Source organism: Cupriavidus sp. 05N39, from assembly GCF_056397325.1.
Genome location: NZ_JBFTNE010000010.1, coordinates 55,712 through 80,432, shown reverse-complemented (window position 1 = coordinate 80,432; position 24,721 = coordinate 55,712). Strand labels below are relative to the sequence as shown.

General features: G+C 65.9%; 21 protein-coding genes and 1 riboswitch. Of the genes, 10 read left to right on the top strand and 11 right to left on the bottom strand.

What is annotated here, in order from left to right; translation table 11 throughout:
* Nucleotides 1-59: 59 nt before the first annotated feature.
* Nucleotides 60-161: riboswitch (TPP riboswitch) on the bottom strand.
* 191 nt (nucleotides 162-352) lie between these two features.
* Nucleotides 353-1,744, bottom strand: coding sequence for an RtcB family protein (locus AC1DN0_RS07240; RefSeq protein WP_441631517.1), 1,392 nt, complete (start codon nucleotides 1,742-1,744; stop codon nucleotides 353-355).
* A gap of 267 nt (nucleotides 1,745-2,011) precedes the next feature.
* Here AC1DN0_RS07240 and AC1DN0_RS07235 point away from each other — a divergent pair, with 267 nt between their 5' ends.
* Nucleotides 2,012-3,673, top strand: a complete 1,662-nt coding sequence (locus tag AC1DN0_RS07235; protein WP_477145621.1) for an acyl-CoA dehydrogenase family protein — start codon at nucleotides 2,012-2,014, stop codon at nucleotides 3,671-3,673.
* 272 nt (nucleotides 3,674-3,945) lie between these two features.
* Nucleotides 3,946-5,493, top strand: coding sequence for a methyl-accepting chemotaxis protein (locus tag AC1DN0_RS07230; protein WP_441631513.1), 1,548 nt, complete (start codon nucleotides 3,946-3,948; stop codon nucleotides 5,491-5,493).
* 67 nt (nucleotides 5,494-5,560) lie between these two features.
* Here the strand turns inward: AC1DN0_RS07230 and AC1DN0_RS07225 are convergent, their stop codons facing one another.
* A complete protein-coding gene (locus AC1DN0_RS07225; RefSeq protein ID WP_441631511.1) occupies nucleotides 5,561-7,240 on the bottom strand; it encodes a GMC family oxidoreductase in 1,680 nt (559 codons plus the stop codon).
* A gap of 291 nt (nucleotides 7,241-7,531) precedes the next feature.
* Here AC1DN0_RS07225 and AC1DN0_RS07220 point away from each other — a divergent pair, with 291 nt between their 5' ends.
* Complete coding sequence (locus AC1DN0_RS07220; protein WP_441631509.1) at nucleotides 7,532-8,935, top strand: coniferyl aldehyde dehydrogenase; 1,404 nt, start codon at nucleotides 7,532-7,534, stop codon at nucleotides 8,933-8,935.
* A 176-nt stretch (nucleotides 8,936-9,111) separates the two neighbouring features.
* On the opposite strand, the gene AC1DN0_RS07215 is transcribed toward AC1DN0_RS07220, so the two are convergent.
* Both AC1DN0_RS07215 and metK read right to left on the bottom strand, forming a co-directional pair.
* Nucleotides 9,112-10,002: a Kdo hydroxylase KdoO gene (locus AC1DN0_RS07215; RefSeq protein ID WP_441631527.1), complete on the bottom strand. Its 891-nt coding sequence runs from the start codon at nucleotides 10,000-10,002 to the stop codon at nucleotides 9,112-9,114.
* A 310-nt stretch (nucleotides 10,003-10,312) separates the two neighbouring features.
* Entirely contained in the window at nucleotides 10,313-11,476 is a 1,164-nt protein-coding gene (metK, locus tag AC1DN0_RS07210; RefSeq protein WP_477145620.1) for a methionine adenosyltransferase, read from the bottom strand.
* A gap of 381 nt (nucleotides 11,477-11,857) precedes the next feature.
* Here metK and AC1DN0_RS07205 point away from each other — a divergent pair, with 381 nt between their 5' ends.
* The 4 genes from AC1DN0_RS07205 (at nucleotide 11,858) to AC1DN0_RS07190 (ending at nucleotide 15,511) form a co-directional block, all read left to right on the top strand.
* Nucleotides 11,858-12,796, top strand: a complete 939-nt coding sequence (locus tag AC1DN0_RS07205) for a lysophospholipid acyltransferase family protein (protein WP_441631506.1) — start codon at nucleotides 11,858-11,860, stop codon at nucleotides 12,794-12,796.
* On the top strand, nucleotides 12,793-13,686 hold the full coding sequence (locus AC1DN0_RS07200; protein WP_441631504.1) for a lipid A biosynthesis lauroyl acyltransferase: 894 nt from the start codon (nucleotides 12,793-12,795) through the stop codon (nucleotides 13,684-13,686). Before AC1DN0_RS07205 ends, AC1DN0_RS07200 begins: the two co-directional genes overlap by 4 nt.
* A gap of 100 nt (nucleotides 13,687-13,786) precedes the next feature.
* Nucleotides 13,787-14,653 (top strand): diaminopimelate epimerase, encoded by an 867-nt coding sequence (gene dapF / locus AC1DN0_RS07195; protein ID WP_441631502.1) that lies wholly within the window; start codon nucleotides 13,787-13,789, stop codon nucleotides 14,651-14,653.
* 48 nt (nucleotides 14,654-14,701) lie between these two features.
* Entirely contained in the window at nucleotides 14,702-15,511 is an 810-nt protein-coding gene (locus tag AC1DN0_RS07190; protein WP_441631500.1) for a polyphosphate kinase 2 family protein, read from the top strand.
* 57 nt (nucleotides 15,512-15,568) lie between these two features.
* On the opposite strand, the gene AC1DN0_RS07185 is transcribed toward AC1DN0_RS07190, so the two are convergent.
* The 4 genes from AC1DN0_RS07185 to pyrE all read right to left on the bottom strand — a co-directional run bounded on the left by AC1DN0_RS07185 (nucleotide 15,569) and on the right by pyrE (nucleotide 19,548).
* Nucleotides 15,569-16,786 carry a DUF3734 domain-containing protein gene (locus AC1DN0_RS07185; protein WP_441631525.1) on the bottom strand — a complete coding sequence of 406 codons (1,218 nt, stop codon included), beginning with the start codon at nucleotides 16,784-16,786 and terminating at the stop codon, nucleotides 15,569-15,571.
* Nucleotides 16,787-17,069: 283 nt separating this feature from the next.
* On the bottom strand, nucleotides 17,070-17,852 hold the full coding sequence (locus AC1DN0_RS07180) for a 3-hydroxybutyrate dehydrogenase (RefSeq protein WP_045236184.1): 783 nt from the start codon (nucleotides 17,850-17,852) through the stop codon (nucleotides 17,070-17,072).
* Between the two features lie 94 nt (nucleotides 17,853-17,946).
* On the bottom strand, nucleotides 17,947-18,687 hold the full coding sequence (locus tag AC1DN0_RS07175; protein ID WP_441631498.1) for an acetoacetate decarboxylase: 741 nt from the start codon (nucleotides 18,685-18,687) through the stop codon (nucleotides 17,947-17,949).
* 174 nt (nucleotides 18,688-18,861) lie between these two features.
* Nucleotides 18,862-19,548, bottom strand: a complete 687-nt coding sequence (gene pyrE / locus AC1DN0_RS07170; protein ID WP_441631496.1) for an orotate phosphoribosyltransferase — start codon at nucleotides 19,546-19,548, stop codon at nucleotides 18,862-18,864.
* Between the two features lie 30 nt (nucleotides 19,549-19,578).
* Between pyrE and AC1DN0_RS07165 the strand changes: the two genes are divergently transcribed.
* Nucleotides 19,579-20,355 carry an exodeoxyribonuclease III gene (locus tag AC1DN0_RS07165; RefSeq protein WP_441631494.1) on the top strand — a complete coding sequence of 259 codons (777 nt, stop codon included), beginning with the start codon at nucleotides 19,579-19,581 and terminating at the stop codon, nucleotides 20,353-20,355.
* Nucleotides 20,356-20,379: 24 nt separating this feature from the next.
* Here AC1DN0_RS07165 and AC1DN0_RS07160 read toward each other — a convergent pair whose 3' ends face one another.
* A complete protein-coding gene (locus AC1DN0_RS07160) occupies nucleotides 20,380-20,781 on the bottom strand; it encodes a type II toxin-antitoxin system MqsA family antitoxin (protein WP_441631492.1) in 402 nt (133 codons plus the stop codon).
* Nucleotides 20,778-21,035 (bottom strand): type II toxin-antitoxin system MqsR family toxin, encoded by a 258-nt coding sequence (locus AC1DN0_RS07155; RefSeq protein WP_441631490.1) that lies wholly within the window; start codon nucleotides 21,033-21,035, stop codon nucleotides 20,778-20,780. The genes AC1DN0_RS07160 and AC1DN0_RS07155 overlap by 4 nt, the downstream gene beginning before the upstream one ends.
* A 189-nt stretch (nucleotides 21,036-21,224) precedes the next feature.
* Here AC1DN0_RS07155 and argC point away from each other — a divergent pair, with 189 nt between their 5' ends.
* Entirely contained in the window at nucleotides 21,225-22,172 is a 948-nt protein-coding gene (argC, locus tag AC1DN0_RS07150) for an N-acetyl-gamma-glutamyl-phosphate reductase (RefSeq protein ID WP_441631489.1), read from the top strand.
* 130 nt (nucleotides 22,173-22,302) lie between these two features.
* Here the strand turns inward: argC and AC1DN0_RS07145 are convergent, their stop codons facing one another.
* On the bottom strand, nucleotides 22,303-23,199 hold the full coding sequence (locus AC1DN0_RS07145) for a M48 family metallopeptidase (protein ID WP_441631523.1): 897 nt from the start codon (nucleotides 23,197-23,199) through the stop codon (nucleotides 22,303-22,305).
* A 259-nt stretch (nucleotides 23,200-23,458) separates the two neighbouring features.
* Here AC1DN0_RS07145 and AC1DN0_RS07140 point away from each other — a divergent pair, with 259 nt between their 5' ends.
* Nucleotides 23,459-24,715, top strand: a complete 1,257-nt coding sequence (locus AC1DN0_RS07140; protein WP_441631488.1) for a muropeptide transporter — start codon at nucleotides 23,459-23,461, stop codon at nucleotides 24,713-24,715.
* Nucleotides 24,716-24,721: the final 6 nt, after the last annotated feature.

Here is a 24,721-nt window from a genome sequence, read left to right as displayed (position 1 = left end):
TGTGAGCATGGCCGCGGCGCCGGGGCCGGGATCATGTGCCTTGGAGAAGGCAGGAGCTTTTCGGTAACCATGAAACTTCCCACGCCGGTACTAGCCGGATCGGGTTCGAAGGGACTCTCTCAGCCGCACGGCCCATCCGTACGGCACCCCTGTTTCATCCAACGGGGTGAATTTAAGCACAAGGCTCGGAGCTTGACCACCCCTGTTTCAATCTGGAGTGTCGTGCGTCAAGGTATGGCTGAGGGCCATGCGGCCCCCAGGCATTAACATGTACACCATTACGCTGCAACGCACCATGACTTAGCGTGCGCATGCACTGCCATTCGAACACCATTCGAACACCGCCGCGATTTCAAGCCTTGAAGGTCACCCAAGGCTTCAACCGCGCCACTGCTTCGATCAGCCCGGCCTCTTCCTGTGCCTGCCGCACCGGACCGATCGGCTTGTAGGCCTCGGGCGCTTCTTCCACCCTGCGCTCCTCGCGCAGCGTGACGCAGCGCCACCCGGCGTTGGCATGATCGCTTTTCAAGCGGCGCAAAGCCTGGCGCCGGACACTGCGGCCGGCTCCGTGGCTGCATGACGAGAGCCAATCGGTGTGACCCAAACCGCTCACTATATAGGAAGCATCCCCCATGGAACCGGGGATCAGGGCCAGGTCGCCGTGATGCGCGGGTGTCGCGCCCTTGCGGTGGATATTGAGGCCGTTTTCGCGCAGCACCACGTTATGCGGCACGTCGACCACCAGCCGTGAAGCCGTCGCGCCGCACAACTCGGCCAGTTCCTTGCGCACGAGTTCGGCCAGCACCACCCGGTTGGCCCAGGCATAGCGTGCCGCCGTACCCATGGCCACCAGGTACTCGTGCGCCAGGCTGCCCGCCAAGCCGTACAGCCCGCTCGTCGGATGCTTCAGGCCTGCGGGCCAGGCCTGGCGCGCCCGGTCCATCCAGCGCCGGCCCACGTAGAAGCCGACATCGCGCGAGCCGCTGTGGATCATCGCCACGACATCGCCGGGCGCCAGGCCGACGCGATATGCCGCGTGCCTGTCGAAGATCTCGTCCACCACCTGCAGTTCGACAAAATGATTGCCCCCGCCCGGCGTGCCGAGACAGGGATCGCGAAAGACCTCGCGATTGCCGACGTGCGCATCCGGCGCATAGCGGGCACTCCCGCCAAACGCATCCAGTCCGACGCAAGCGGCAAGTTCGGCCTCCAGCCGGGCACGATCGACCTGCGCCCACAAGCCTTGCGGCGCCACGCGATCGATGAACGCGGCGGGTCCCTCGTCGAATAGGGCGCGGAACGCGGCGCTATGCACCGGCATGTCGCGGCCGTTATCGAGCAGCGCACGCGTCAGCCTGCTCACAAGGGCATCCTGCTGCGGCAGCAGGGCGGCTTGCTTCAGGCTTGTAGTAATCAGGCGCATGCCGCAATTGATGTCGGTACCAATCGCGGCGGGAATGACGAAATCCGCGTCGGTGGCAACGATCGATCCGACCGGCGCGATGCCGCCGGGATGAAAGTCCGGCGTGGCGCAGGCTTTGCAAACGCCATGGTGGCCGTCCGGCGAACGCACCGCGGCAAAGTCGAGCAACTGCCGTACGGCTTTCGCTTCCAGGGGAAGCGTGGCGGGCAACAGCACGGAGGCTTGCGCGTGTTCGTTGCGCAGGTGATAGACACCCTGGATGCGCTCGACATGGATGCCCTGGCGCTGCAGGGCTTTTTCAAGACGGGGAAGGGAAGACATGGCTGCCGGGAATACAAGGTACGGGGGTGCCTCCGGCGGACCGGGGCAAAAAGTACCTTCTGCGCAGCAGCGTCGAGAAAGGAGCGTGCAGTGTATCGCCGGGAAGCGGCGAACGGCAAGCGCCCGGCCCGCGAGCCCAGCCATGACGGCGCAAAGTGTTGGGGGCCGGACACAGTGCAAGCCCACGCACATAGCGCGCCGCTTGCTCTACCATGCAATCAGACATGCCCATGCGCAACGCTCGCAGAAGACCGCACAGGAGACCTCATGACTGAAGCTGCCACCCACCGCGTGTTCAACCAGGTCCCGGACCTCACCGGCCACAACCTGTTCACCGGCGACCCCGCCTTGCGCGACGCGCTGGAGCGGCTTGGCGGCGGCTGGCACGCCAGTGCGCTCGATGTCTTCGGGGCGCGCCTGGGCAAACCCGATGTCCAGCAGTGGGCGGCCGAGGCCAATCGCCACGCGCCCGAGCTGCATACGCACAGCCGCACCGGCGAGCGCATCGACGAAGTGGAATTTCCGCCGGCATGGCACGCCTTGCTGGCCCTGCTGCGCAGCCAGCAGTTGCAGGCGCTGCCGTTCGCGCAGCCCAGGGAGGGCGCGTGGGTGGCGCGCGCCGCCGGCTATTTCCTGCAGGCGCAGGCCGAATCCGGATCCCTGTGCCCGCCCACCATGACGTTCGCCAGCATCCCGGTGCTGCAGAAGGAAGCGGCGCTGTTCGCGGAACTGGGGCCGAAACTGTTTGCCACCGAGCACGATCCGCGCGACCTGCCCTGGCGCGACAAGCATGCCGTGATGATCGGCATGGGCATGACGGARAARCAGGGCGGCWCCGATGTGCGCAGCAACACCACCGTCGCGCGCGCCGTGCGCGGCGAGGGCCGCGGCGCCGAGTACGCGATCACCGGGCACAAGTGGTTTTTCTCCGCGCCGATGTGCGATGCCCACCTGGTGGTGGCGCGCATGGGCGCGGAGGACGGGCCGCTGTCGTGCTTCTTCGTGCCGCGCTTTCGCGACGACGGCAGCAAGAACCCGGTGCAGATCCAGCGTCTCAAGGACAAACTGGGCAATCGCTCCAACGCCAGCAGCGAAGTGGAATTCCGCGAGGCCACCGGCATCCTGATCGGCGAGGAAGGCCGCGGCATCCCGACCATTATCGAGATGGCCACCTATACCCGGCTGGATTGCGTGATCGGCAGCGCCGCCATCATCCGCGCGGCGCTGGTGCAGGCCATCCACCACGCGCGGCACCGCATGGCGTTCGGCCGCCTGCTGGCGGAGCAGCCGCTGATGCGCAACGTGCTGGCCGACCTGGCGCTGGAAAGCCAGGCCGCCACCCTGCTCATGATGGAACTGGCACATGCTTTCGAGCGGGCCGATGCCGATCCGCTGGCCGCCGCCTGGAAGCGCATCGTCACGCCGGCGGCCAAGTTCTGGGTCTGCAAGCGCGCCATAGAGGTGACGGGCGAAGCCATGGAGGTATGGGGCGGCAACGGCTACGTGGAGGAAGGCCCGATGGCCCGGCTGTACCGCGAGGCGCCGGTCAACTCGATCTGGGAGGGCTCCGGCAACATCATGTGCCTGGACGTGCTGCGCGCGCTCCAGCGCAATCCCGAGGACGCGGGGCGGCTATTGCAGGACCTAGGACGGCGCGCCGGCGGCCATCCGGCGGTGCGCGCCGAACTCGCCTCGCTGCAGGCGATGCTGCGCGACGCGCCGGAACATCTCGAAGCCGGCGCGCGGCGCTTTGCCCAGGGCCTGGTGCTGACCGCGCAGGCGGCGCTGATGCTCGCCCATGCCGACACCGACGATGCCGAGCGCTTCGTGGCCAGCCGGCTTGGACGCCAGCATGGCCGCGTGTTCGGCACGCTGGAGGGCGACGAAGCCGCGCTGGCGGGCGTGGTGGCGCGCGCATGGCCGGCGTGAAGCCGCCGGTGCATCGCCGCGCGTGAACGCCCAGAGGCGCCCAGGCAGCTGACACGGCCGCACGCTGTCATGCTGGCGCATGGCGCGATTCGTCCGTGCGCACCTGGCCTCGCAACATACCCCCCGGATTAATTCCCCGCCTCGCTACAGCCAAGGCCAGTGATGCCGTAAACCGTTGATATAAAGGGCATACATTTAATACATAAGTGCCCGATAGTCATCTTTAAATATCAAGCGGAGCGCCTTGCCGCGGCGGGCGCCGACATCCCGACATGAACATCAGCCAACGCCTGCTACTTTCCTTATCTCTTGCCCTGTTCGCCTTGCTCGGGGTGGGCCTTGGTGGCATCTGGCAACTCCACCAGTCGGAACAGCGCTTCGAGTACTTCAACAACAACACGCTGGACAGCGTGCGCATCCTTGTCAGCCTCAAGGACGACGTCAACACCATGCGCATCGCGCTTTACCGGCATACCATGACCGACGACCTCAAGGGCAAGACTGAAGCCGAACAGTCGCTCGCCAGTGCGGACCAGCATTTCGACACTACCGCCGCCAAATACGAACGCGCGGATATCTCCGACGAGACTGATCGCAAGATGCTCGAGGCTGACCGGGCCGCCCTCAAGCGCTACCGCGCCGGACGCGCCGCCTTGCTGGAGAAATCGCACGCCAACGATTACGCAGCCGCGCAGGCCATGCTCGTGAGTGGTGAACTGCATGAGGCGTCGACCGCGATGCGCAAGACGATCGAGGATCACATCGCCTACAACGCGGAACTGGGCGAGCACGCCGTCCTGAGCAATCGCGAGCAGTACCACACTGCAGTCATGGTGTTCTCGGTCTTGATCGCCGTAGCCGTGCTGGGCACCGGTTTCCTGGCGGTGACGCTTTACCGGCGCATCCATGGCAGCCTGGCCGAGATCGAGCAGACCCTGGAATACGTCAGCGACTCCCTTGACCTCGCGCGCCGCGCGCCGGTCGGGCGCATGGATGAAATCGGCCGCACCGCGGCCGCCTTCAACCGCTTGCTCGAACGCGTGGCGGTGGCGCTGCACGAAGTGCGTCATTCGACCGAATCCGTGGGCGTGGCGGCACGCCAGATCGCCGCGGGCAACACCGACTTGTCGGCGCGCACCGAACAGCAGGCGGCCTCGCTGGAGCAAACCGCATCGAGCATGGAGGAGCTGACCACCACCGTGCGGCAGAACGCCGACAATGCGCGCCAGGCCAGCGGCCTGGCCGGCAATGCCGCCAGCGTCGCCGAGCACGGCAGCGCCGCGGTTCAGCAGATGGTGCAAACCATGGGCGCGATCAGCACCAGCTCCAGCCGCATCGCCGAAATCACCAGCCTGATCGAGGGTATCGCCTTCCAGACCAATATCCTGGCRCTGAATGCSGCGGTGGAAGCCGCGCGCGCCGGCGAACAGGGCCGGGGCTTCGCGGTGGTGGCGGGCGAAGTGCGCAGCCTGGCGCAGCGCTCGTCCAGCGCCGCCAAGGAAATCAAGGACCTGATCGACAGCTCGGTCGACACCGTGCGCACCGGCTCGGCACAGGCCGAGGACGCCGGCAAGACCATGGGCGAAGTCCAGAATGCAGTAAAGCGCGTGTCCGACATCATTGCCGAGATTGCCGCGGCCTCCGACGAGCAGAGCGCCGGCATCGAACAGGTCAACAAGGCGGTCGGCCAGATGGACGAGGTCACGCAGCAAAACGCCGCGCTGGTGGAAGAAGCCGCCGCCGCGGCGCAATCGCTGGACGACCAGGCCGGCAAGCTGCGCGATACGGTGTCGACCTTCCGGCTGGCGAACGCGGCCTGACGGCGCAGTATCTTCGCAATGCCGGCCCGAGAGCCAGCGCGAGTCCGGCCCGGCGCCGGGCCGGGGCTCACACCGCCAACACCTCCGCCATGCGCAGTACCACGCGGGGACCGTGCCGGATCAGGTCATGCGCGCGCTCGCCGATCATGATGGCCGGCGCATTGGTGTTGCCGCCGATCAGCGTCGGCATGATCGACGCGTCCACCACCCGCAGCCCTTCCACACCCCGCACGCGCAGTTGCGGGTCGACCACCGCGTTCTCATCCATACCCATGCGGCAGGTGCCGACGGGATGGTAGATGGTGTCGGCATGCGCGCGGATCATCTCGCGGATCGCGCTGTCGTCGCTGCCATCCGCGCGCAGGTGCGCGGAATACAACTCCTTGCCGCCGAACGCCGCCAGTTGCGGCTGCGCAAGGATGCGGCGCACGATGCGCACGCCCGCCACCAGGCCGTCGAGGTCACTCGGGGCGGACAGGAAACGCGGATCGATCAGCGGCGCCTCGCGGATATCGGGCGAGGCCAGCCGCACCTCTCCCCGGCTTTTCGGGCGCAGCACGCAGACGTGGCAGGAATAGCCGTGGCCGAAGCGCAGGCGGCGCATATGGTCGTCGGCCATGCCGACCACGAAATGTAGCTGCAGGTCCGGTTCTTCCAGTCCGGGATCGCTCTTGAGGAAAGCGCCCGCCTCGGCGAAGTTGGAAGTCATCATGCCGGTGCGTTCGCGCCGGTATCGCAGGATCTCCGCCAGCATGCGGAAGGCGCCGCCCACCGACACGCCGAACAGCTCCGATGCCGCCACGCGCTTGTGCACGATGACGTCGAGATGGTCCTGCAGGTTGGTGCCCACGCCTGGCAGGTCATGCACCACGGGAATGCCCAGCTCGCGCAAATGCGCCGCCGGGCCCACGCCCGACACCATCAGCAGTTGCGGCGAACCGAACGCCCCTGCCGACACGATCACCTCGCGGCGCGCCCGCAGCACGGTCTCGCGGCCATCCAGCCGCACCACGACGCCCACCGCGTGGCGGCCTTCAAACTCGATGCGCAGCACTTGCGCGCCCGTCAGCACATGCAGGTTGGCGCGGCCGCCATTGCTGGCGCGGTCGGCGGCATCGCCGCGGTGCAGGTAGGCGCGCGCCGCGTTCCAGCGCTCGCCGCCGTGCTGTGTCACCTGGTACCAGCCCGCGCCTTCCTGGTCCACGCCGTTGAAATCATCGTTGCGGCGGTAGCCGGCCTGCTGGGCCGCCTCGATGAAACGCTGGCCAAACGGATTGGGCGTGCGCAGGTCCGACACATGGAGCGGACCGCTGCCGCCGTGCAAGGGATCGTCGTCGCGCCCGGCCACGCGCTCGTTGCATTCCGCGCGGCGGAAATAGGGCAGCACGTCGTCCCAGGCCCAGCCATCGCACCCGGCCATGGCCCAGCCATCGTAGTCGGACGGCGTGCCCCGCGTGTAGATCATGGCGTTGAGCGAGGAACTGCCGCCAAGGCCACGCCCGCGCGGCTGGTAGCCGCGGCGCCCGTCCAGCCCCGGCTGCGGCACGGTGTGGTAGCCATAGTTGCGGCTGCCGGCGCGCGGCAGCAAAGCCGCGCAGCCTGCCGGCGTCGACACCAGCACATGGTGATCGTGGCCTCCGGTTTCGAGCAGCGCCACGCTGTCGCTGCCGCTGTCGGCCAGGCGCCCGGCCAGGGCACACCCCGCCGAACCGCCGCCAACGACAAGATAGTCAAAGGTGGTTTCCATCCGTCTCCCCGCGTGGTCGGAGGTCAGTCTGCCGGGGTTGCGCCGGACGCTGGGGCAGGCCGGGCATGCCGGGCAACCCGGTCTGGCGGGCACGCCGAGAGCATGCCGCGAAATCAGTGTAGGGCTTTGCCGGGGCGCTGGAAAGGGTAAAGGAAGGGCGATGAATACGGCTGTTTGAAGCACGAGGCTGGTGGCCGGCCTCCATTGCCAGTGGCGGCCGCATGACATATGGTGCGGGAATTGAAACGCCGCGCGCGCCACGGGCAGCGCGCGGCCCCGGGAGAACGAGAGATGAGAGAAGTGCCCGAGATGTCATCCGTATTCGACGCCATGCGCGCCGCCTCGCGGCGGGACCAGTCGCCTGCCTGGGCCGTGCGTGCCGACCGTCTGCGGCGGCTGCGCAAGCTGGTGGCCGAACACCGGGACGAGATCTCGCAGGCCATCAGCGCCGACTTTGGCAATCGCGCTCACCAGGAAACCGCGCTGCTCGAAGTCTTTCCCAGCGTGGCCGGGATCGACGATGCGCTGCGTCATGGCAAACGCTGGATGCAGGTGCGGCGGGCGCGCACCGGGTTGTGGTTCAAACCCGCCACGTCGCGGCTGATGCCGCAGCCGCTGGGCGTGATCGGCATCGTGGTGCCGTGGAACTATCCGCTCTACCTGACGGTGGGCCCGCTGGCGGGCGCGCTGGCCGCGGGCAACCGCGCCATGGTCAAGCTCTCCGAGTACACCCCGCGCTTCGCCGCGCTGTTCGCGCGCCTGGCGCAGCAACACTTCGCCGCCGATGAGGTCGCCGTGATCAATGGCGACGCGGAGGTGGCGAGTGCCTTCTCCGCCCAGCCCTTCGACCACCTGCTGTTCACTGGTTCGACCCAGGTCGGCCACCATGTCATGCGCGCGGCGGCGGCCAACCTCACGCCGGTGACGCTCGAGCTGGGCGGCAAGTCGCCGGTCATCGTCGGCCCGGGCGCCGACCTGGAACACGCGGTCGAGCGCATCCTGGTGGGCAAGCTGCTTAACGCGGGCCAGACCTGCATCGCGCCGGACTATGTGCTGCTGCCGGAAGCGATGCGCGAGCCGTTCGTCGCGGCGGCACGCGCCTGCGCCGCCCGCCTCTACCCGGACCTGGCCGGCAACCCCGACTACACCACCATCATCAGCCCGCGCCACTTTGCCCGGCTGGACGGGCTGGTCAACGACGCCGAACGCGCGGGCGCGCGCGTGGTGCCGCTGTCCCAGGCACCATCGGACCCGGCACGGCGCCGGCTGGCGCCGGTACTGTTGCTTGACGTGCCCGCCGACGCCACCGTGATGCAGGAAGAGATCTTCGGCCCGGTATTGCCGCTGGTGGCCTACCGCACGCTGGACGAGGCCATTGATTACATCAATGCACGGCCGCGCCCGCTGGCGCTCTACCTCTTCGAGAAAGACCCCGGCGCGATCGACCGGGTGATGGCGCAGACCGTGGCCGGCGGCGTCAGCATCAACGAAACGCTGCTGCATATCGCCCAGGAAGACCTGCCCTTCGGCGGCGTGGGGCCCAGCGGCATGGGCGCGTACCACGGCGAAGCGGGTTTCGAGACCTTCTCCAAGCTCAAACCGATCTTCCGCCAGTCCCGGCTCAATGGCGCCGGGCTGCTCAAGCCGCCCTACGGCAAGCGGTTCGAAACGATGATCCGGCTGCTGCTGCGCTGAGGGAAGACACGCCACTGGATGTGCGGCCCGCGATGCGAAGCGAGCCGTCAAGGTTTACCTATCCCGTATGGGGCGCCTTCTTTGCCTACTTTCTTGGCGAGACAAGAAAGTAGGTCGCCCCCCGCAGGGGGGTGAAACCGCCGTTGACTTTAAGCCTTTGACTTCGAAGATGGGCCTCAACCCACCACCATCGGCCGCCCCAACATCCGCGACAACACCGCCTCAGGCGAATGCGTATGGTCCCCGATCGCCTTCGGCGACAAATAATAAGTCTGCTCCATCATGGCCCGCCCCCGCATAGCCGCGTGCAGCACCTGATCGCTGAACACAATCCAGGTCGACCCCGGCGGGAAATGGAATTCCTGCTGCGGCACGCTCGCCTGGTACGCCAGATCGGCCTTGGCAAGATCATGCAACTGCAGCATGCGATGGTCATACTCCGAACGCCGGCGCTTGGTGATATGCAGCAACTCCATCACCTTCGCCTGCCCCGGCCACATCCCCTTGGTCTTCGGCACAAAGCGCTTCGCGAAGTCGCCAAAAGGTTCGCCCACCCGCCACACGCGCGGCGCCTGCGGGTCGATATTGTGGAATACGCGCAGCAGCCGCTGACCCAGCAGCGGATTGGACGGGAAGGAGTCCACATGCAGCCGGGTGTCGTCCTTGCGCCAGCTCACCGGCCGCCCGGCGATTTCGCTCGGGCGCAATGAGGTGCCGGCGCGCACCATGTGCGGGCCATATTCCGGGAACAGGCTCAGCACCAGCTTCTCGCTGTATTCGGCATAGCGCCGAATCAGGCGGTACAGGTCCTTCAGGTCCTGCTCGCCGCCAGTCGCGCCGCGCACAGCCTGGTCGCTGGCGCGCAGGTTGATGTTCTTGGATTTGCCGTCCGACCAGCGGCTATCGAGAAAGCGTTCCTCGCCCGGCTCGAACTGAAAGCGCAACTGGGGGAAGAACAGCACCGCGCCCTGCTCCAGTTCGCGGCGCAGTTCGGCTTTGGTGCCGGCATCGACCTGCGGCGCCCACTCGGTATAGGGCTGAGGCCGGATCAGGTTGAGCGCGGGCATGCCTGCCCCTGGCGCGGTGGCCGGGCTGGGCGCGGAAGGCGTAAGGGTCGAATCAGGTGACATGGGGCATCCTCGGTATGCGGGCTCCGGCGGGCTTCAGTGCGCACATGCACACGCTGCGCCGGGATAACAAAGCGCCACTCGCCGCACCGCTTTGCCATCCCGCGATTCTACCCTCGCGACCGTGCCCCGCCATGCCCCGCATCGGCCCGCTTGATCCAGGACAAGGCTCGCCCCAAGCCGCGCGCGGCACCTGCCAGACGAAAAAACGCCGCCCGAGGGCGGCGTTCCGGTGCGGCGGGTGCAGCGCTTACAGGCCGGCGGCAGCGCGCAGCACAGCGACCTTGTCGGTCGCTTCCCACGAGAATTCCGGCTCTTCACGGCCGAAGTGGCCGTAAGCAGCGGTCTTTTCGTAGATCGGGCGCAGCAGGTCGAGCATCTGCACGATCCCCTTCGGACGCAGGTCGAAATGCTCCTGCACCAGCGCGGCGATCGCCTCGTCTGAGATCTTGCCGGTGCCTTCGGTGTACACCGTCACGTTGATCGGGCGGGCCACGCCGATGGCGTAGCTGACCTGCACCTGGCACTGGCGCGCCAGGCCGGCGGCGACCACGTTCTTGGCGACATAGCGCGCGGCATAGGCAGCCGAGCGGTCAACCTTCGACGGATCCTTGCCCGAGAAGGCGCCACCGCCGTGCGGCGAAGCGCCGCCGTAGGTGTCGACGATGATCTTGCGGCCGGTCAGGCCGCAATCGCCYWSCGGGCCGCCGATSACGAASCKGCCGGTCGGGTTGACCAGGTACTTGGTGTCCTTGAGCATCTCGGCCGGCAGCACCGGCTTGATGATTTCCTCGATCACGGCTTCGCGGATCTGCGCCTGGCTGATATCCGGCGCGTGCTGGGTCGACAGCACCACGGTATCCACGCTGTGCGGACGACCGTCGACATAGCGCACGGTCACTTGCGACTTGGCGTCCGGACGCAGCCAGGGCAGACGTCCGTCGCGGCGCAGTTGCGACTGGCGCTCGACCAGGCGGTGCGAATAGTAGATCGGGAAGGGCATCAGCTCCGGCGTTTCGTCGCAGGCGTAGCCGAACATCAGGCCCTGGTCGCCGGCGCCCTGGTTCAGGTAGTCGTCGGAGGCGCGGTCCACGCCCTGGGCGATGTCGGGCGATTGCTTGTCATAAGCAACCAGCACGGCGCAGCCCTTGTAGTCGATGCCGTATTCGGTGTTGTCGTAGCCAATGCGCTTGATGGTGTCGCGCGCGACTTGGATGTAATCGACGTTGGCGGTCGTGGTGATTTCCCCGGCGAGGACTACCAGCCCGGTGTTGCACAGCGYTTCAGCTGCCACGCGCGCGTACTTGTCCTGCGCCAGGATGGCATCGAGGACTGCGTCGGAAATCTGGTCAGCGACCTTGTCGGGATGGCCTTCGGAGACAGATTCCGAAGTGAACAGGAAGTCGTTTGCCACGAACTTTTCTCCAGGTTTGGCTATTGCGCGCCAACCTCTCAGCCCGGGCGGCGACGCTTTAGCGGTATTTTCAAGCCGTTCCGGTAGAACGGTATCGCCCCGCAAGTTGTCAGTTAACTCGGCGATACGCGCTATTATACGCGCCTGCAAGCGGTGCTGCAGCGTGTCGTTATCTTGGACTTGCTTGCATACCAGGCGCTGTCGCCGGCTAGCGCCATCCAGTTAGCGGCATACCGCTGGCTTGGCACCTGCCCGCAGGCCGTGCACGCCGCAAGGCGGGCCCCGTTACAGCATTGAATGCTTGTTGATAGCCCCACTAACGGCACCGCCCGGCAAAACATTAATTACCCACCCGGCCCACCGGGCCGCTATCGCAACCCGATGACCTTCCTGTTCTGGCTGATTTCCCGCTTGCCGCTCTGGTGGCTGCACGCCATTGGCGGCGTGCTCGGACTATTGGCGGCACGCCTGCCAGGACGCTATGGCAGGCGGCTGGCCGAAAATCTGCGCCAGGCTTACCCCGATGCCAGCAAGGCGATGCTGGCCGAAGCGGCCCGCTCGACGGGGCGCATGATCCTGGAAATGCCCTATTTCTGGAGCCGGCGCAATCCCGAGGCGCGCATGTACGGCTTTGCCGACCGGCTCTGGCCGGAACTCGACCGGCTGATGGCGCAGGGGCGCGGGCTGATCATCCTGGTGCCTCACCTGGGCTGCTTCGAAGTGCTCCCGCAGGCATTTGCACTGCGGCATCCGGTCACGGCGCTGTACAAGCCACCACACCAGGCCTGGCTGCGCGACTGGATCGTCAAGATGCGCACGCGGCCCAACCTGGCCATGGCGCCCGCGCAGCCGCGCGGGGTGCGTATGCTGGTGAAGGCACTCAAGCGCGGCGAGGCCATTGGCATCCTGCCGGACCAGGTTCCGACCGGCGGCGAAGGCGCCTGGGCGCCGTTTTTCGGCAAGCCCGCCTACACCATGACGCTGGTGCAGCGCCTGCAGCAACTCACGGGCGCACCGATCGCGGTGGTCTTCGCCGAGCGCCTGCCGCGCGGCGTCGGCTATCTCGGCCATATGCAGGTCATCAACCATCTTCTGCCCGCCGACCCGGCCGAAGCTGTCGCCGTCATCAACGAAGCCGTCGAAAAGCTGGTGAGGGCATGCCCGACCCAGTACCTGTGGGGCTACAACCGCTACAAGCATCCGGGTGGCGCGGAGTTGCCACCAGCGGATCCGCCCCGGGCGCCGCCGGGCGACGCCTCGCGCAATCCACTGGAAGTGCCGCCCACAGCATCCGTATCCCTCTCTGACGACCAAAAATGAGCCGCATTTTCACCTGGCTTGGCATCGGCCTGCTGACCGTGCTGGGCAAGCTTCCCTATCCGCTTGTTGCACGCTTCGGCGAAGGACTCGGCAGCCTGCTCTACCTGATCCCCAGCAGCCGCCGCCGCGTGGTGCAAACCAACCTGCGCCTGTGCTTCCCCGAGCGGACCGAGGCCGAGATCGAATCGCTCTCGCGCCAGACCTTCCGCAATGTCTTCCGCAGCTTTGCCGAGCGCGGCATCTTCTGGACTGGCAGCGAGAAACAGATGCGCCGCTGGGTCCAGATCGACGACCAGGCCGATCTCGTGGCGCTGGATGGTACGCCCCACATCCTTGTCACGCTGCATCTCTCAGGCGTGGAGGCCGGCGCGATCCGGCTCACCATCCATCTGCGCGAACACGTGAGGCGCTCCGGCGCATCGCTCTACACCAGGCAGAAGAACGAACTGTTCGACGGTTTCCTCAAGCATGCGCGCGGCCGTTTCGGCGCCAAGATGATTGCCCGCAACGACAGTGCGCGCGACATCATCCGCTGCCTGCGCAAAGGCGAAGCCCTGCAACTGATCGCCGACATGGACTTCGGCGAGCGCGACTCGGAATACGTGCCGTTCTTCGGCGTGGAAGCCCTCACGCTGACTTCGGTATCGCGCCTGGCGCGGCTGACCGGCGCCAAGGTCGTGCCGATCTATACCGAGATGCTGCCCGACTACAAGGGATATGTGCTGCGCATCCTGCCAGCGTGGGAAAACTATCCCGGCGACAGCGTGACCGCGGACACCCGGCGCATGAACGCCTTCTTCGAAGATTGCATCCGCCCGCGCGTGACCGAGTATTACTGGGTGCACAAGCGCTTCAAGCACCGCCCGGACGGCGAGCGCGAAAACTACTGACCAGGCAGGCACGGCGCGGGCACCACCTGTCAGATATGCCGCCCGAGCCACCTTCGATAAGCCGCCGGCAAGCGCCGGACAGCCCGACTACAATCGCACTATGAAACTCCAGTTCACCAAGATGCACGGTGCCGGCAACGACTTCGTCGTGCTCGACGGCATCCACCAGACCCTGAACCTGACGCCCGGGCAATGGCGCGCGTTGGCCAGCCGCCATTTCGGCGTAGGCGCCGACCAGATCCTGGTGGTCGAGAAGCCCACCCGCGACGACGTCGACTTTCGCTACCGCATCTTCAACGCCGACGGCGGCGAGGTGGAGCACTGCGGCAATGGCGCCCGCTGCTTCGTGCGCTTCGTCACGGACCAGGGCCTGACCGACAAGCGCTCGGTACGCGTGCAAGTGATGAATGGCGTCATCACCCTGACCCTGCAAGACGACGGCCAGGTCACGGTCGACATGGGCGCGCCGGAACTCGAGCCGGCCCGCGTCCCCTTCCGCCCCGACGGCCTGCCGACCAGGGCCGAAGGCCGCGATACGCTCTACGGGCTGGAAGTGAACGGCCGCACGGAATGGATCTCCGCGGTTTCGATGGGCAATCCGCATGCGGTGCAAGTGGTGGATGACACCGAGGCGTTCCCCGTGCTGCAGGACGGTCCCATCATCGAGCATCACGCGAGCTTTCCCAACCGCGTCAACGCGGGCTTCATGCAGGTGCTGGAGCGTCATGCCATTTGCCTGCGCGTGTTCGAGCGCGGGGCCGGCGAGACGCTGGCCTGCGGTACCGGCGCGTGCGCGGCGGTCGTCGCCGGCATCCGCCGTGGTCTGCTGGACTCGCCGGTGCTGGTGCATACGCATGGCGGCGACCTCTCCATCGCCTGGGACGGCGAAGGCGAGTCGGTGCGAATGACCGGCCCGGCCACCACGGTATTCGAAGGCAGCATTGACCTGGACCGGCTGCCGGCCTGACCATAGGGGCTTGCGGCCAGCCACGGCCGCGCCCACCATGGAGTGCCAATGTCGCTCGCCGATTTCCGCATCACCTCGGGCAAGAACTTTCGCCTTGCCGACTTCAACAGTGGCGCCAAGCCGTTCTCCAGCGGCGACAAAATCGCCGACCAGGCCCGCCTGACCGAGCTGAGCACCCAGCTCGACGCGGTGCAAGACATCTTCTACGCCGAACACAAGCGCAAGCTGCTGGTGGTGCTGCAAGGCATGGATACCAGCGGCAAGGACGGCACCGTGCGTGGCGTGTTTCGCAGTTTCGACCCGCTGGGCATTCGCGTGGTCGCCTTCAAGGCCCCTACCGCCGAAGAACTCGCGCACGACTACCTGTGGCGCATCCACGCCCAGGTGCCGCGCGCCGGCGAGATCGTCGTGTTCAACCGCAGCCACTACGAAGACGTGCTGATCACGCGCGTACACGAATGGATCGACGACGACGAATGCGAGCGCCGCTACAAGCAGCTACGCGCATTCGAGACGATGCTGCTGGAAACCGGCACCACCATCGTCAAGTGCTTCCTGCATATTTCCAAGGACGAGCAGAAATCCCGGCTTGAAGCGCGGCTGGCGGATCCGCAGAAGCATTGGAAGTTCGACCCCAAGGACCTGGAAGAGCGGCAGTACTGGAAGAGCTATGCGACCGCCTATGAGGCCGCCATTGCCGCCACAAGCACGCCGGAAGCACCGTGGTATATCGTGCCGGCGGATTCCAAGACGCATCGGAACCTGATGGTGGCTGAGATCCTGATGGAGGTGTTCACCAGGTTGAAGCCGGAGTATCCGCCGGGCAAGCCGGAGTTGGCGAAATTGAAGGTGGTGTAGGGTTGGCGGGGGCTTTAACTGCGACCGCGACCGCAGTCAAGCCTTCTCCCCGCCCAATCACGAATGCCCGTTCCCCCGATGAATATCGTGCGTGACAAACGGCTTCTCATGCGTGGGCATAGCCAGCCATTCCGGATGCTTCAACGTCTCCCGAATATCATCCAGCCCGCTGGTCCAGTGCTCATTCATCGTCAGTCGTCCAAACTGGTAATCCTTGGCATTCCCCTCGAATGTCTTATCGCGATAAATGAGCTGGATCACATTGCGTCTCGCGTCGCACGCGTACCCCGCCGCTTTCCGGTACCAGTCGTTGTCGCGCTGGCCCTGCGGCACCAGCGCCATCACTTCGCTCAGCATGCGGCGGTAGTTCTGCTGCTCGGCCATGTAGTCGGTGATGGTGCGCGTGCGGCTGGAATACTGGATGTCTTTCTGGCGCTCGGCCACGTCCAGCAGGTTGTGCGGCAACTTGCCTCGCGCGCTCCACAGGTCCACCTGGAAGATCAGCGCATCGCGCCGCGGCTGGGCGGTCAGCACCTCGGACAACGGCGTGTTGGACACCAGGCCGCCATCCCAGTAGAACTCGCCATCGATCTCAACGGCCGGGAAGCCGGGTGGCAAGGCACCCGAGGCCATGAAATGCTCGGCACGCAGCTTGCGGCGGGTGTTGTCGAAATAGGCAAAGTTCCCCGTATGCACGTTGACCGCGCCAACCGACACCCGCATCTCGTGATGCTGCTCGTTGATGCGGTCGAAATCGGCGAAACGCTCCAGCGTGCTCTTGAGCGGCGAGGTGTCATAGTAGCTGGAGGCGCCCGGCCCGGCCTGGCGTTCGAGCAGGCTGGGCCAGGGGCGTGGCTGGAAGAAGCCACGCTGTCCCTCTAAAACCGCGCGCGCGGCTTCGATGCCGTCGAACCAGACGCGCATCGGATCGGGCCAGTGCACGGCGCTCTCGGCAACGACCTCATACGGCAGCAGGCTGGGCAGCCAGGGCTGCCGGCAGATGTACTCCCAGAAGGCGCGCAATTGCTCGACCCTGCGCTCGGGCGCATTGCCTGCAATCACCGCGGCGTTCAGCGCGCCGATCGAGATGCCTGCCACCCAGTTCGGCTGGATGCCGGCTTCGGCCAGGCCCTGATACACCCCCGCCTGATAGGAACCGAGCGCGCCGCCGCCTTGCAGCACCAGCGCCCTGACGGTGTATTCGTGGTGAACCGGCCGCTTGCTGCCGTCCCCTTGCGGCTCCGGGTCCGGCGGCGCGCAGCCGCCGGGCGGCAGGAGGTTTGGCTCCGGCGGGTCCAGCGCTTCGCTCTTGCGCGCCTCGCGCTTGATCGCCGGCGCTGCGGGGTCCGCCACAACGGCTGCCGCTGCGCTCTTCACGGCCGCCTTCGGCGCGCTCCTTCCTGGTACTGCCTGATCCTGCTTTTGCCGACGTCCGCCTGCCACGACCCCTCCTTGATTGCTTTGCTTAACAACGTTGCCTGCAGCCATGCCGGCCGGGCGGCGGTGCCGTGGCGCGCCAGCGCCCGGCCATCCCGCCGCAAGGCCGTTTCCTTGCCGCTTATTGCATGTACCAGCCGTGGCTCACGATAAAGGACTGCCCCGTCAAAGCCGCCGACGGGAACGCACACAAGAACAGCGCGGTCTGCGCCACGTCGTCCACGGTGGTGAATACGCCGTCCACCGTGCCACCCAGCATGACGCGGCGGATGACGTCTTCCTCGCTGATGCCGAGTTCCTTGGCCTGTTCGGGAATCTGCTTGTCCACCAGCGGCGTACGCACGAAACCCGGACAGATCACGTGCGAGCGCACGTTGTACTCCGCGCCTTCCTTGGCAAGCACACGCGCCAGGCCCAGCAGCGCGTGCTTGGCGGCCACGTAGGCCGATTTCAGCGGCGAGGCCTCGTGCGAATGCACCGACCCCATGTAGATCACGGTGCCGCCGCGCTTGTCCTGGTACATGTACTTGAGCGCGGCCTTGGTGGTGAGAAAGGCGCCGTCGAGATGGATGGCCTGCATCTTCTTCCAGTCGGAGAAGGCGTAGTTCTGGATCGGGTTGACGATCTGGATGCCGGCGTTGGAAACGAGGATGTCGATGCCGCCAAACGCCTTGGCGACCGCGTCGGTTGCATTGTTGACGGCGTCTTCGCTGGTCACGTCCATGGCCACGGCGATAGCGCGCCCGCCTGCTGCCTCGATATCGGCAGCGGCCTTCTGCGCCGCCTCGAGGTTCAGGTCGGCGATGGCGACCGCTGCGCCTTCCTTGGCCAGCAAATCAGCGATAGCCTTGCCAATGCCGCTGGCGGCGCCGGTAACGATGGCGGATTTTCCCTGGAGCTTCATGACGTACCTCCCTTGCGGATGATGCGGGTGGATCGGGCTGACCGGATTGACCGCATGGGTCGAGCCGATGGAGACCGATGTGGATGCAGGCCGTTCAGGCCAGATAGTCGAACACCACCTCGCCCAGCCCGAGGGTGAGGTCGGCAACGTAATGCTTGGCGCCAATGACTTCCAGCACCGGCAGGCCGGCCACCGGCGCCAGCGCATGCGGGAACAGCGACAGTGCCGCCGGCCCGGTCCAGGCGCCCTTCATTGCCACGTCCTTGAGGAAGTAGCAGACCAGTTCGCAAATGCGCGGGGTGCCATCCACGTGGGGTATGACCTTGAGCAGATAGTTGGGCGTGGTGGACAGCGCCACCCCCAATGCGGCCGCATCGAGCTCGCGATGCTTGTAGCCCATGGTGCCGGTGGCCACGCGCACCGGACCGTAGTCAAGCGTGCCGACCAGGGTATCCGTATGGACGGCCAGCTGCGGGGAAGCGAGCTTCTTCGGGAAGCCCCATAGCTCGCGCCCGCCCGCCAGTGGCGGCAGGTCGTCGAGGTACATGGCGTGGGTGTAGTTGCCGGGCTTGCCCTGGTAGGTGACGGGAATCACCTGGCCCGATTCGGTGTAGTCGCCGAAGCCGGTGGAGTCCGGCATGCGGATGAATTCGTAATTGACCACCGCATCGGCGATCTCCAGGGGTTCCGGCACCACGGCGCGCAGGAGCCCGGGATCGGTGCGGTAGGAGATGATGAAGAATTCCCGATGGATGAAGCGGTATGGCCCCATCGGATAGGCCGGACTGGTGAGCGGCATGGCGAATGCCTGCTCGCGGATCGTCTTGATGTCCATCGCCAGCTAACCTCCTGAGAGATGCTGCGTCGCCTTGCCGGGCGGCAAGGCGAATTGCCGGCGGCCGGGCTGGCCAGCCAGCTAGATCAGTCAGACCGGCGTCCTTCCTGCGCGGTTCCCGTCATCTGCTGCATTGCGACAGACCTTTGCACGCAACCTGCAACAGGTTCCAGACTATACGCCGTAGCGCTGCCGATAGGCAGCCACTGCCTCGCGCGAGCCGCCCAGCGCGGGATCCTGCGAAGCATCCAGGTAGGCCAGCAGGTCGGTCAGGCTGGCGATCGAGATCACCGGCACGCCATATTCGCGCTGCACATCCTGCACCGCGGAATGCGTCCCCACCTGGTCCGCGGTGCCGCTCTTTTCCATGCGGTCCAGTGCGATCAGCACGGCGGCGGGCTCCGCACCCGCGGCGCGGATCATCGCCATCGATTCGCGCACCGAGGTGCCGGCCGAGATCACATCGTCGATGATCACGACCTTGCCCTGCAGCTTGGCGCCCACCAGGGTGCCGCCCTCGCCGTGGTCCTTGGCTTCCTTGCGGTTGTAGGCGAAGCCGACATCACGTCCGAGACCGGACAGCGCAACCGCCGTGGCGGACGCCAGCGTGATGCCCTTGTAGGCTGGCCCGAACAGCACGTCGAACTCCAAACCGGAGGCCAGCAGGGTTTTCGCATAGAATTGCGCCACCTGGCCCAGCATCGCGCCCTGGTTGAACAGGCCCGCGTTGAAGAAATACGGCGACTTGCGGCCCGCTTTGGTCACGAATTCGCCGAAGGACAGCACGCCGGCGTCCAGCGCGAAGCGGATGAAGGTCTGGCTCAGGTCGCCAGCGCCGGGCTGCGTCGTCTGCTGCGTCATCTTTTCTCTCTGATTTCAAAATTTCCCGAGATGTTACGGATTATCAGCGCCAACCTCAACGGCATCCGCTCCGCGGCCAAGAAAGGCTTTTTCGAATGGATGGGCAAGCAGGACGCCGACATGGTCTGCGTCCAGGAGCTCAAGGCGCAGGCTGCCGACATGACGGAAGCGTTTCTGGCGCCACATGGCTACCACGGCTACTTCCATTATGCGGAAAAAAAAGGCTATAGCGGTGTCGGCCTTTACACGCGGCACAAGCCGGAGCGCGTGATCACCGGCTTCGGCGTCCCCGAGTTCGACAACGAAGGCCGTTATGTCGAGGTGCAGTATCCGCACCTCGCCGTGATCTCGGTCTATGTGCCCTCGGGCTCCAGCGGAGAAGTACGCCAGCAGGCGAAATTCCGCTTCATGGAAGCCTTCCTGCCCCACCTGCTGCAACTCAAGGCCAGCGGCCGCGAGATCGTGCTGTGCGGTGACGTCAACATCGCGCACAAGGAAATCGACATCAAGAACTGGAAGGGCAACCTGAAGAACTCGGGTTTCCTGCCGGAAGAGCGCGGCTGGATCGGCGAACTCTTCGACGTGCATGGCTATGTGGACGTGTTCCGCAAGCTGGACCCGCGCCCCGAACAGTACACCTGGTGGAGCAACCGAGGCCAGGCCTATGCGAAGAACGTCGGGTGGCGCATCGATTACCACCTGACCACGGCGAAGATCGCCGAGACCGCGCGAGCCACCTCGATCTACAAGGACGAGAAGTTCAGCGATCACGCGCCGCTGTCGATCGACTACGACTTCCCGCTGTAACGAGTACGGCCAAGGGCGCACCGGCTACGCCGAGCGCACCTCTTCCAGCAGCTCCGGGTGCCGCTCCAGCACCTTGAGCAGCTTGACCAGCGCCAGCGGYGGCTTGGTCTTTCCGGTTTCGTAGCGCGAGAAGGCATTGACGCCGCCGCCGAATATCTCGGCGGCCTCACGCTGGTCCAGGCTCAGCTTCTTGCGCACGGCCACGATGAAGGCGGGATCGACGATGGCGGCATTGACCTGCTTTTGGAACGCCACCGCCGCTTCGCCGTACCGGTCCGCCTGATCCGGATCCAGCACGATTTCCCCGCACGCCGGACAAAAGCCGCCCGAGACCGCGGAAATGATGACAGTTTCGCCCTTGTACGTAAAAAGCACGTCGCGCGTGTCCTGCACCAGTTCCGCACCCCCGCATTCTGGACATTTCATGGTTCCAGCTCCTTGAATGACACAACCAGCACCGCATCGGTGACCGTCAGTTTCAGATACAGGGCACCGGCGGCGGTAATCGGCCGGTAAACGTCCTGCCATACCTTGTGATCCGCGTAGGTCGTCATGCTCTTGTAAAAGTCGGCCGAAGTCGGCGAAGCAATGACGGCGATCACGTCGGCACTGTCGAATCCGAGCTTGCGACTGTGAACGGCAGCAGAGCTGGTCAGGCAAATCCGCCCGTCGATGGCCAAGTCCTGATCACCGAGAGCCTGCAGTGAGGCGTATGTTTCTCCATCGAATTTAACCTACTAGGTTACAACTAACAAGGGAATTTGCGATGCACCGCGGCATGCACCCTGCGACGTCCCCCAACCTAGTTACAATGCTGGTTCCCATCCGATTCCGGCATGGGACCTTTCGTATTTCCGAGTGAGTCCGCCATGGTTTTCAAAGTGTTCGTAGATGGTCAGGAAGGCACTACCGGTCTCCGGTTGCTCGACTATCTCTCCGGCCGTTCCGACGTGGAGCTGCTGCGTATCGCCGATGACAAGCGCAAGGATCCGGCCGAACGAGCACGCTTTCTGAATGCCGCCGACGTCGCTTTCCTGTGCCTGCCCGATGTCGCCTCGCGCGAAGCCGTGGCGCTGGTGACCAACCCCAATACCTGCGTGATCGACGCCAGCACGGCGTTCCGCACCACCGACAGCTGGGCCTATGGCCTGCCGGAACTCACGCGCGGCCAGCGCGAGAAGATCCGCACCAGCAAGCGCATCGCGGTGCCGGGCTGCCACGCCAGCGCCTTCCTGATGGCGGTGCGTCCGCTGGTGGAAGCCGGCGTGATGCAGGCCGACTACCCGGTCTCGGCGTTCTCGCTGACCGGCTACAGCGGCGGCGGCAAGCAGATGATTGCCGAGTTCGAAGCCGGCGGTAACCCGAAGCTGGACAGCCCGCGTCCGTATTCGCTTGGCCTCGCGCACAAGCACCTGCCCGAGATGCGCGTGCAGGCCGGCCTGGCGCAAGCGCCGATCTTCAACCCCATCGTCGGCAACTTCCTCAAAGGCCTGGCCGTGACGGTACCGGTGTACCCGGATCGCCTGGCGCGCAAGGTCACGCCCGAGCAGATCGCGGATATCTACCGCAAGCACTACGAAGGCGAGCAGTTCGTGCGCGTGATGCCAGTGGGCGACGAAGCCAACCTCGACGGCGGCTTCTTCGACGTGCAGGGCAGCAACGACACCAACCGCGTCGACCTGTTCGTGTTCGGCTCGGCCGAGCGCATCGTGCTGATGGCGCGCCTGGACAACCTGGGCAAGGGCGCTGCCGGCGCCGCGGTGCAATGCATGAACGTGCATGTGGGCGCGGATGAAGCGACCGGCCTGAGCGCCTGAAGCAAGCCAACGTCCTCGAGAACAAAAAAAGAGCCACCCTGTGTGGCTCTTTTTTTGTCTGGGGCCGAAGCGCCCGGACCAGCCCGCTCGGCATCCTCGCTCAGGATGCGCCCCTGTACCGCTGGCGCCTTTACTTCTTCAGCGGCTTTTGCCGGTCGTCGTCGCCGCTGTCCATCGGCGCGCCGCCCAGGTTGGCCATATTGGCGCGGTAAGGCGGCAGCTTGCCGACGCTGGAGTCGATCGCGCGGGCATAAAGCGGCAGCACCTCGGGCAGGTGCTTCTCGAGTTCGGCGATGCGGGTGCGGCCCGAGGGATGGGTGGAAAGAAACTCCGAGCCTGACTGCGCCGTGGATTGGGACACCGTGCCCATTTTCTGCCACAGCGATACGGCGGCGCGCGGGTCGTAGCCGGCGCGCGCCGCGATGTCCATGCCCACCAGGTCGGCCTCGGTCTCGTCCGAGCGCGAGAACCGCAGCGTGAGCAACTGCGCCCCGGTGCCCAGCGCCATATTGCCCAGGTTGCCGAAGCCGAACAGTTGCGAAATCACGTTGGCGCCCAGGTTGGTGATCTCGGACTTGGCGGCCCGCTCGCGCGCATGCTCCTGCAGCGCGTGTGCGATCTCGTGCCCCATCACCATGGCGACTTCGTCGTCGGTCAGCCTGAGCTGGTCGAGCAGGCCGGTGTAGAAGGCGATCTTGCCGCCCGGCATGCAGAAGGCATTGACCTGCTTGGCATTGATCAGGTTGACCTCCCACTTCCATTGCTTCGCGCGCTCGTTCCAGCGCGTGGTCTGCGGCAGGATGCGCCTGGCGATGGCGCGCAGGCGCTGCAACTGCGGATTGTTGTCGCCGACCAGCGTCTTCTTGGCCTGCGCTTCCCCCTTGATCTGCTCGTACTCCTGCGAGGCCTGCTGCTCGATGACCTCCACCGGCACGATCTGGCGGATGGACGCCCCGCCGCGTTGCACGCGGATACCCTCGTCCGCGTCCTGTGGCTGCGCCTGGCCCTGGGCCTGTACCACTCCCATGCCAAGCGTGGCACTGGCGGCCAGCGCCAGCGCGGCCAGTTGCCGCGGCAACGCAATCCCGGCCCGCTGGTGGCGGTTCTGACAACGCTGGCGATCGGACATGGCGATTCCTCGGATGCGGTTTTCGGCAAGCAGGGCGCTGAAGGATTGGCGCGGCCAGGGCACCGCACGGACCCGGCGCATCCCGCTCACCAGGCCTGTGCTGACGGTAATGCAATAATACACGGCGCCTTGCCCCGCCTGATTGCCATCCTGATTCATGACCTTCCAAGACTATCTCGACATTTTCCGCAATCGCCGCATTGGCGCCATGCTCACGCTGGGCTTCGCTTCCGGGCTGCCGCTGGCGCTCACGTCCGGCACCTTGCAGGCCTGGATGACGGTGGAAGGCCTGGACCTCAAGACCATCGGCTTCTTCTCCCTGGTGGGCCAGGCCTATATCTTCAAGTTCCTGTGGGCGCCGCTGATGGACCGCTACACGCCGCCGCTGCTGGGCCGGCGCCGCGGCTGGCTGCTGGTGACCCAGCTCGGCCTGGTGCTGGGCATCGCGGGCATGGCCTTCTGTCCGCCGCACGAGGCGCTGTGGACGCTGGCGGCACTGGCCACGCTGGTGGCCTTCCTGTCGGCGTCCCAGGACATCGTGTTCGACGCCTACAGCACCGACGTGCTGCGCGCGCCCGAGCGCGGCGTGGGGGCGGCGGTCAAGGTGCTGGGCTACCGGCTGGCAATGCTGGTGTCGGGCGGGCTGGCGCTGTGGCTGGCCGACCGCGTGATGGGCTGGCAGCAGATGTACATCCTGATGGCGGGCCTGATGGGCATCGGCATCTTCAGCCTGCTGTGGGCGCCCGAGGCGGAATCTCCGGCGCGCACGCCGCGCTCCATGGAGGAAGCGATTCTGGGCCCGCTGCGCGACTTCTTCTCGCGCCCCGGTGCCTGGTGGCTGCTGCTGCTGATCGTGCTCTACAAGCTGGGCGATGCGTTTGCCGGCAGCCTCTCCACCACCTTCCTGATCCGCGGCGTGGGTTTTTCGGCTGGCGAAGTCGGCCTGGTCAACAAGACGCTGGGGCTGGCCGCCACCATCGTGGGCGCGCTGTTCGGCGGCACGCTGATGGTGCGCCTGGGGCTGTATCGCTCGCTGATGCTGTTCGGCATCCTGCAGGCTGTATCCAACCTGGGCTACTGGATCCTGGCGGTGACGCCGCAGCACCTGTGGACCATGGGCGCCACCATCGCGGTGGAAAACCTCTGCGGCGGCATGGGCACGGCGGCCTTCGTGGCGCTGCTGATGACGCTGTGCAACCGCTCGTTCTCGGCCACCCAGTACGCGCTGCTGTCGGCGCTGGCCTCGGTCGGGCGCGTCTATGTGGGCCCCAGCTCGGGCTACCTGGTGGAGGCCTTCGGCTGGCCGGCGTTCTACCTCAGCACCGTGGTGGCGGCGCTGCCCGGCGTGGCGCTGCTATGGGCGATGCGCCACACCGTGCACCACTACGAGGCGCAGGCCCGCGCCGCGGCCTGAGACCAG

What these genes read in the sequence shown, in the direction of transcription:
- AC1DN0_RS07190 (WP_441631500.1), top strand. Translation starts at nt 14,702, where the DNA reads ATGTCGCTCGCCGATTTCCGCATCACCTCGGGCAAGAACTTTCGCCTT.
- AC1DN0_RS07165 (WP_441631494.1), top strand. Translation starts at nt 19,579, where the DNA reads ATGTTACGGATTATCAGCGCCAACCTCAACGGCATCCGCTCCGCGGCC.
- AC1DN0_RS07145 (WP_441631523.1), bottom strand. Translation starts at nt 23,199, where the DNA reads ATGGGAGTGGTACAGGCCCAGGGCCAGGCGCAGCCACAGGACGCGGAC.
- AC1DN0_RS07140 (WP_441631488.1), top strand. Translation starts at nt 23,459, where the DNA reads ATGACCTTCCAAGACTATCTCGACATTTTCCGCAATCGCCGCATTGGC.
- AC1DN0_RS07200 (WP_441631504.1), top strand. Translation starts at nt 12,793, where the DNA reads ATGAGCCGCATTTTCACCTGGCTTGGCATCGGCCTGCTGACCGTGCTG.
- AC1DN0_RS07180 (WP_045236184.1), bottom strand. Translation starts at nt 17,852, where the DNA reads ATGAAGCTCCAGGGAAAATCCGCCATCGTTACCGGCGCCGCCAGCGGC.
- AC1DN0_RS07175 (WP_441631498.1), bottom strand. Translation starts at nt 18,687, where the DNA reads ATGGACATCAAGACGATCCGCGAGCAGGCATTCGCCATGCCGCTCACC.
- AC1DN0_RS07215 (WP_441631527.1), bottom strand. Translation starts at nt 10,002, where the DNA reads ATGCCCGCGCTCAACCTGATCCGGCCTCAGCCCTATACCGAGTGGGCG.
- argC (WP_441631489.1), top strand. Translation starts at nt 21,225, where the DNA reads ATGGTTTTCAAAGTGTTCGTAGATGGTCAGGAAGGCACTACCGGTCTC.
- AC1DN0_RS07225 (WP_441631511.1), bottom strand. Translation starts at nt 7,240, where the DNA reads ATGGAAACCACCTTTGACTATCTTGTCGTTGGCGGCGGTTCGGCGGGG.
- AC1DN0_RS07220 (WP_441631509.1), top strand. Translation starts at nt 7,532, where the DNA reads ATGAGAGAAGTGCCCGAGATGTCATCCGTATTCGACGCCATGCGCGCC.
- pyrE (WP_441631496.1), bottom strand. Translation starts at nt 19,548, where the DNA reads ATGACGCAGCAGACGACGCAGCCCGGCGCTGGCGACCTGAGCCAGACC.
- AC1DN0_RS07205 (WP_441631506.1), top strand. Translation starts at nt 11,858, where the DNA reads ATGACCTTCCTGTTCTGGCTGATTTCCCGCTTGCCGCTCTGGTGGCTG.
- dapF (WP_441631502.1), top strand. Translation starts at nt 13,787, where the DNA reads ATGAAACTCCAGTTCACCAAGATGCACGGTGCCGGCAACGACTTCGTC.
- AC1DN0_RS07240 (WP_441631517.1), bottom strand. Translation starts at nt 1,744, where the DNA reads ATGTCTTCCCTTCCCCGTCTTGAAAAAGCCCTGCAGCGCCAGGGCATC.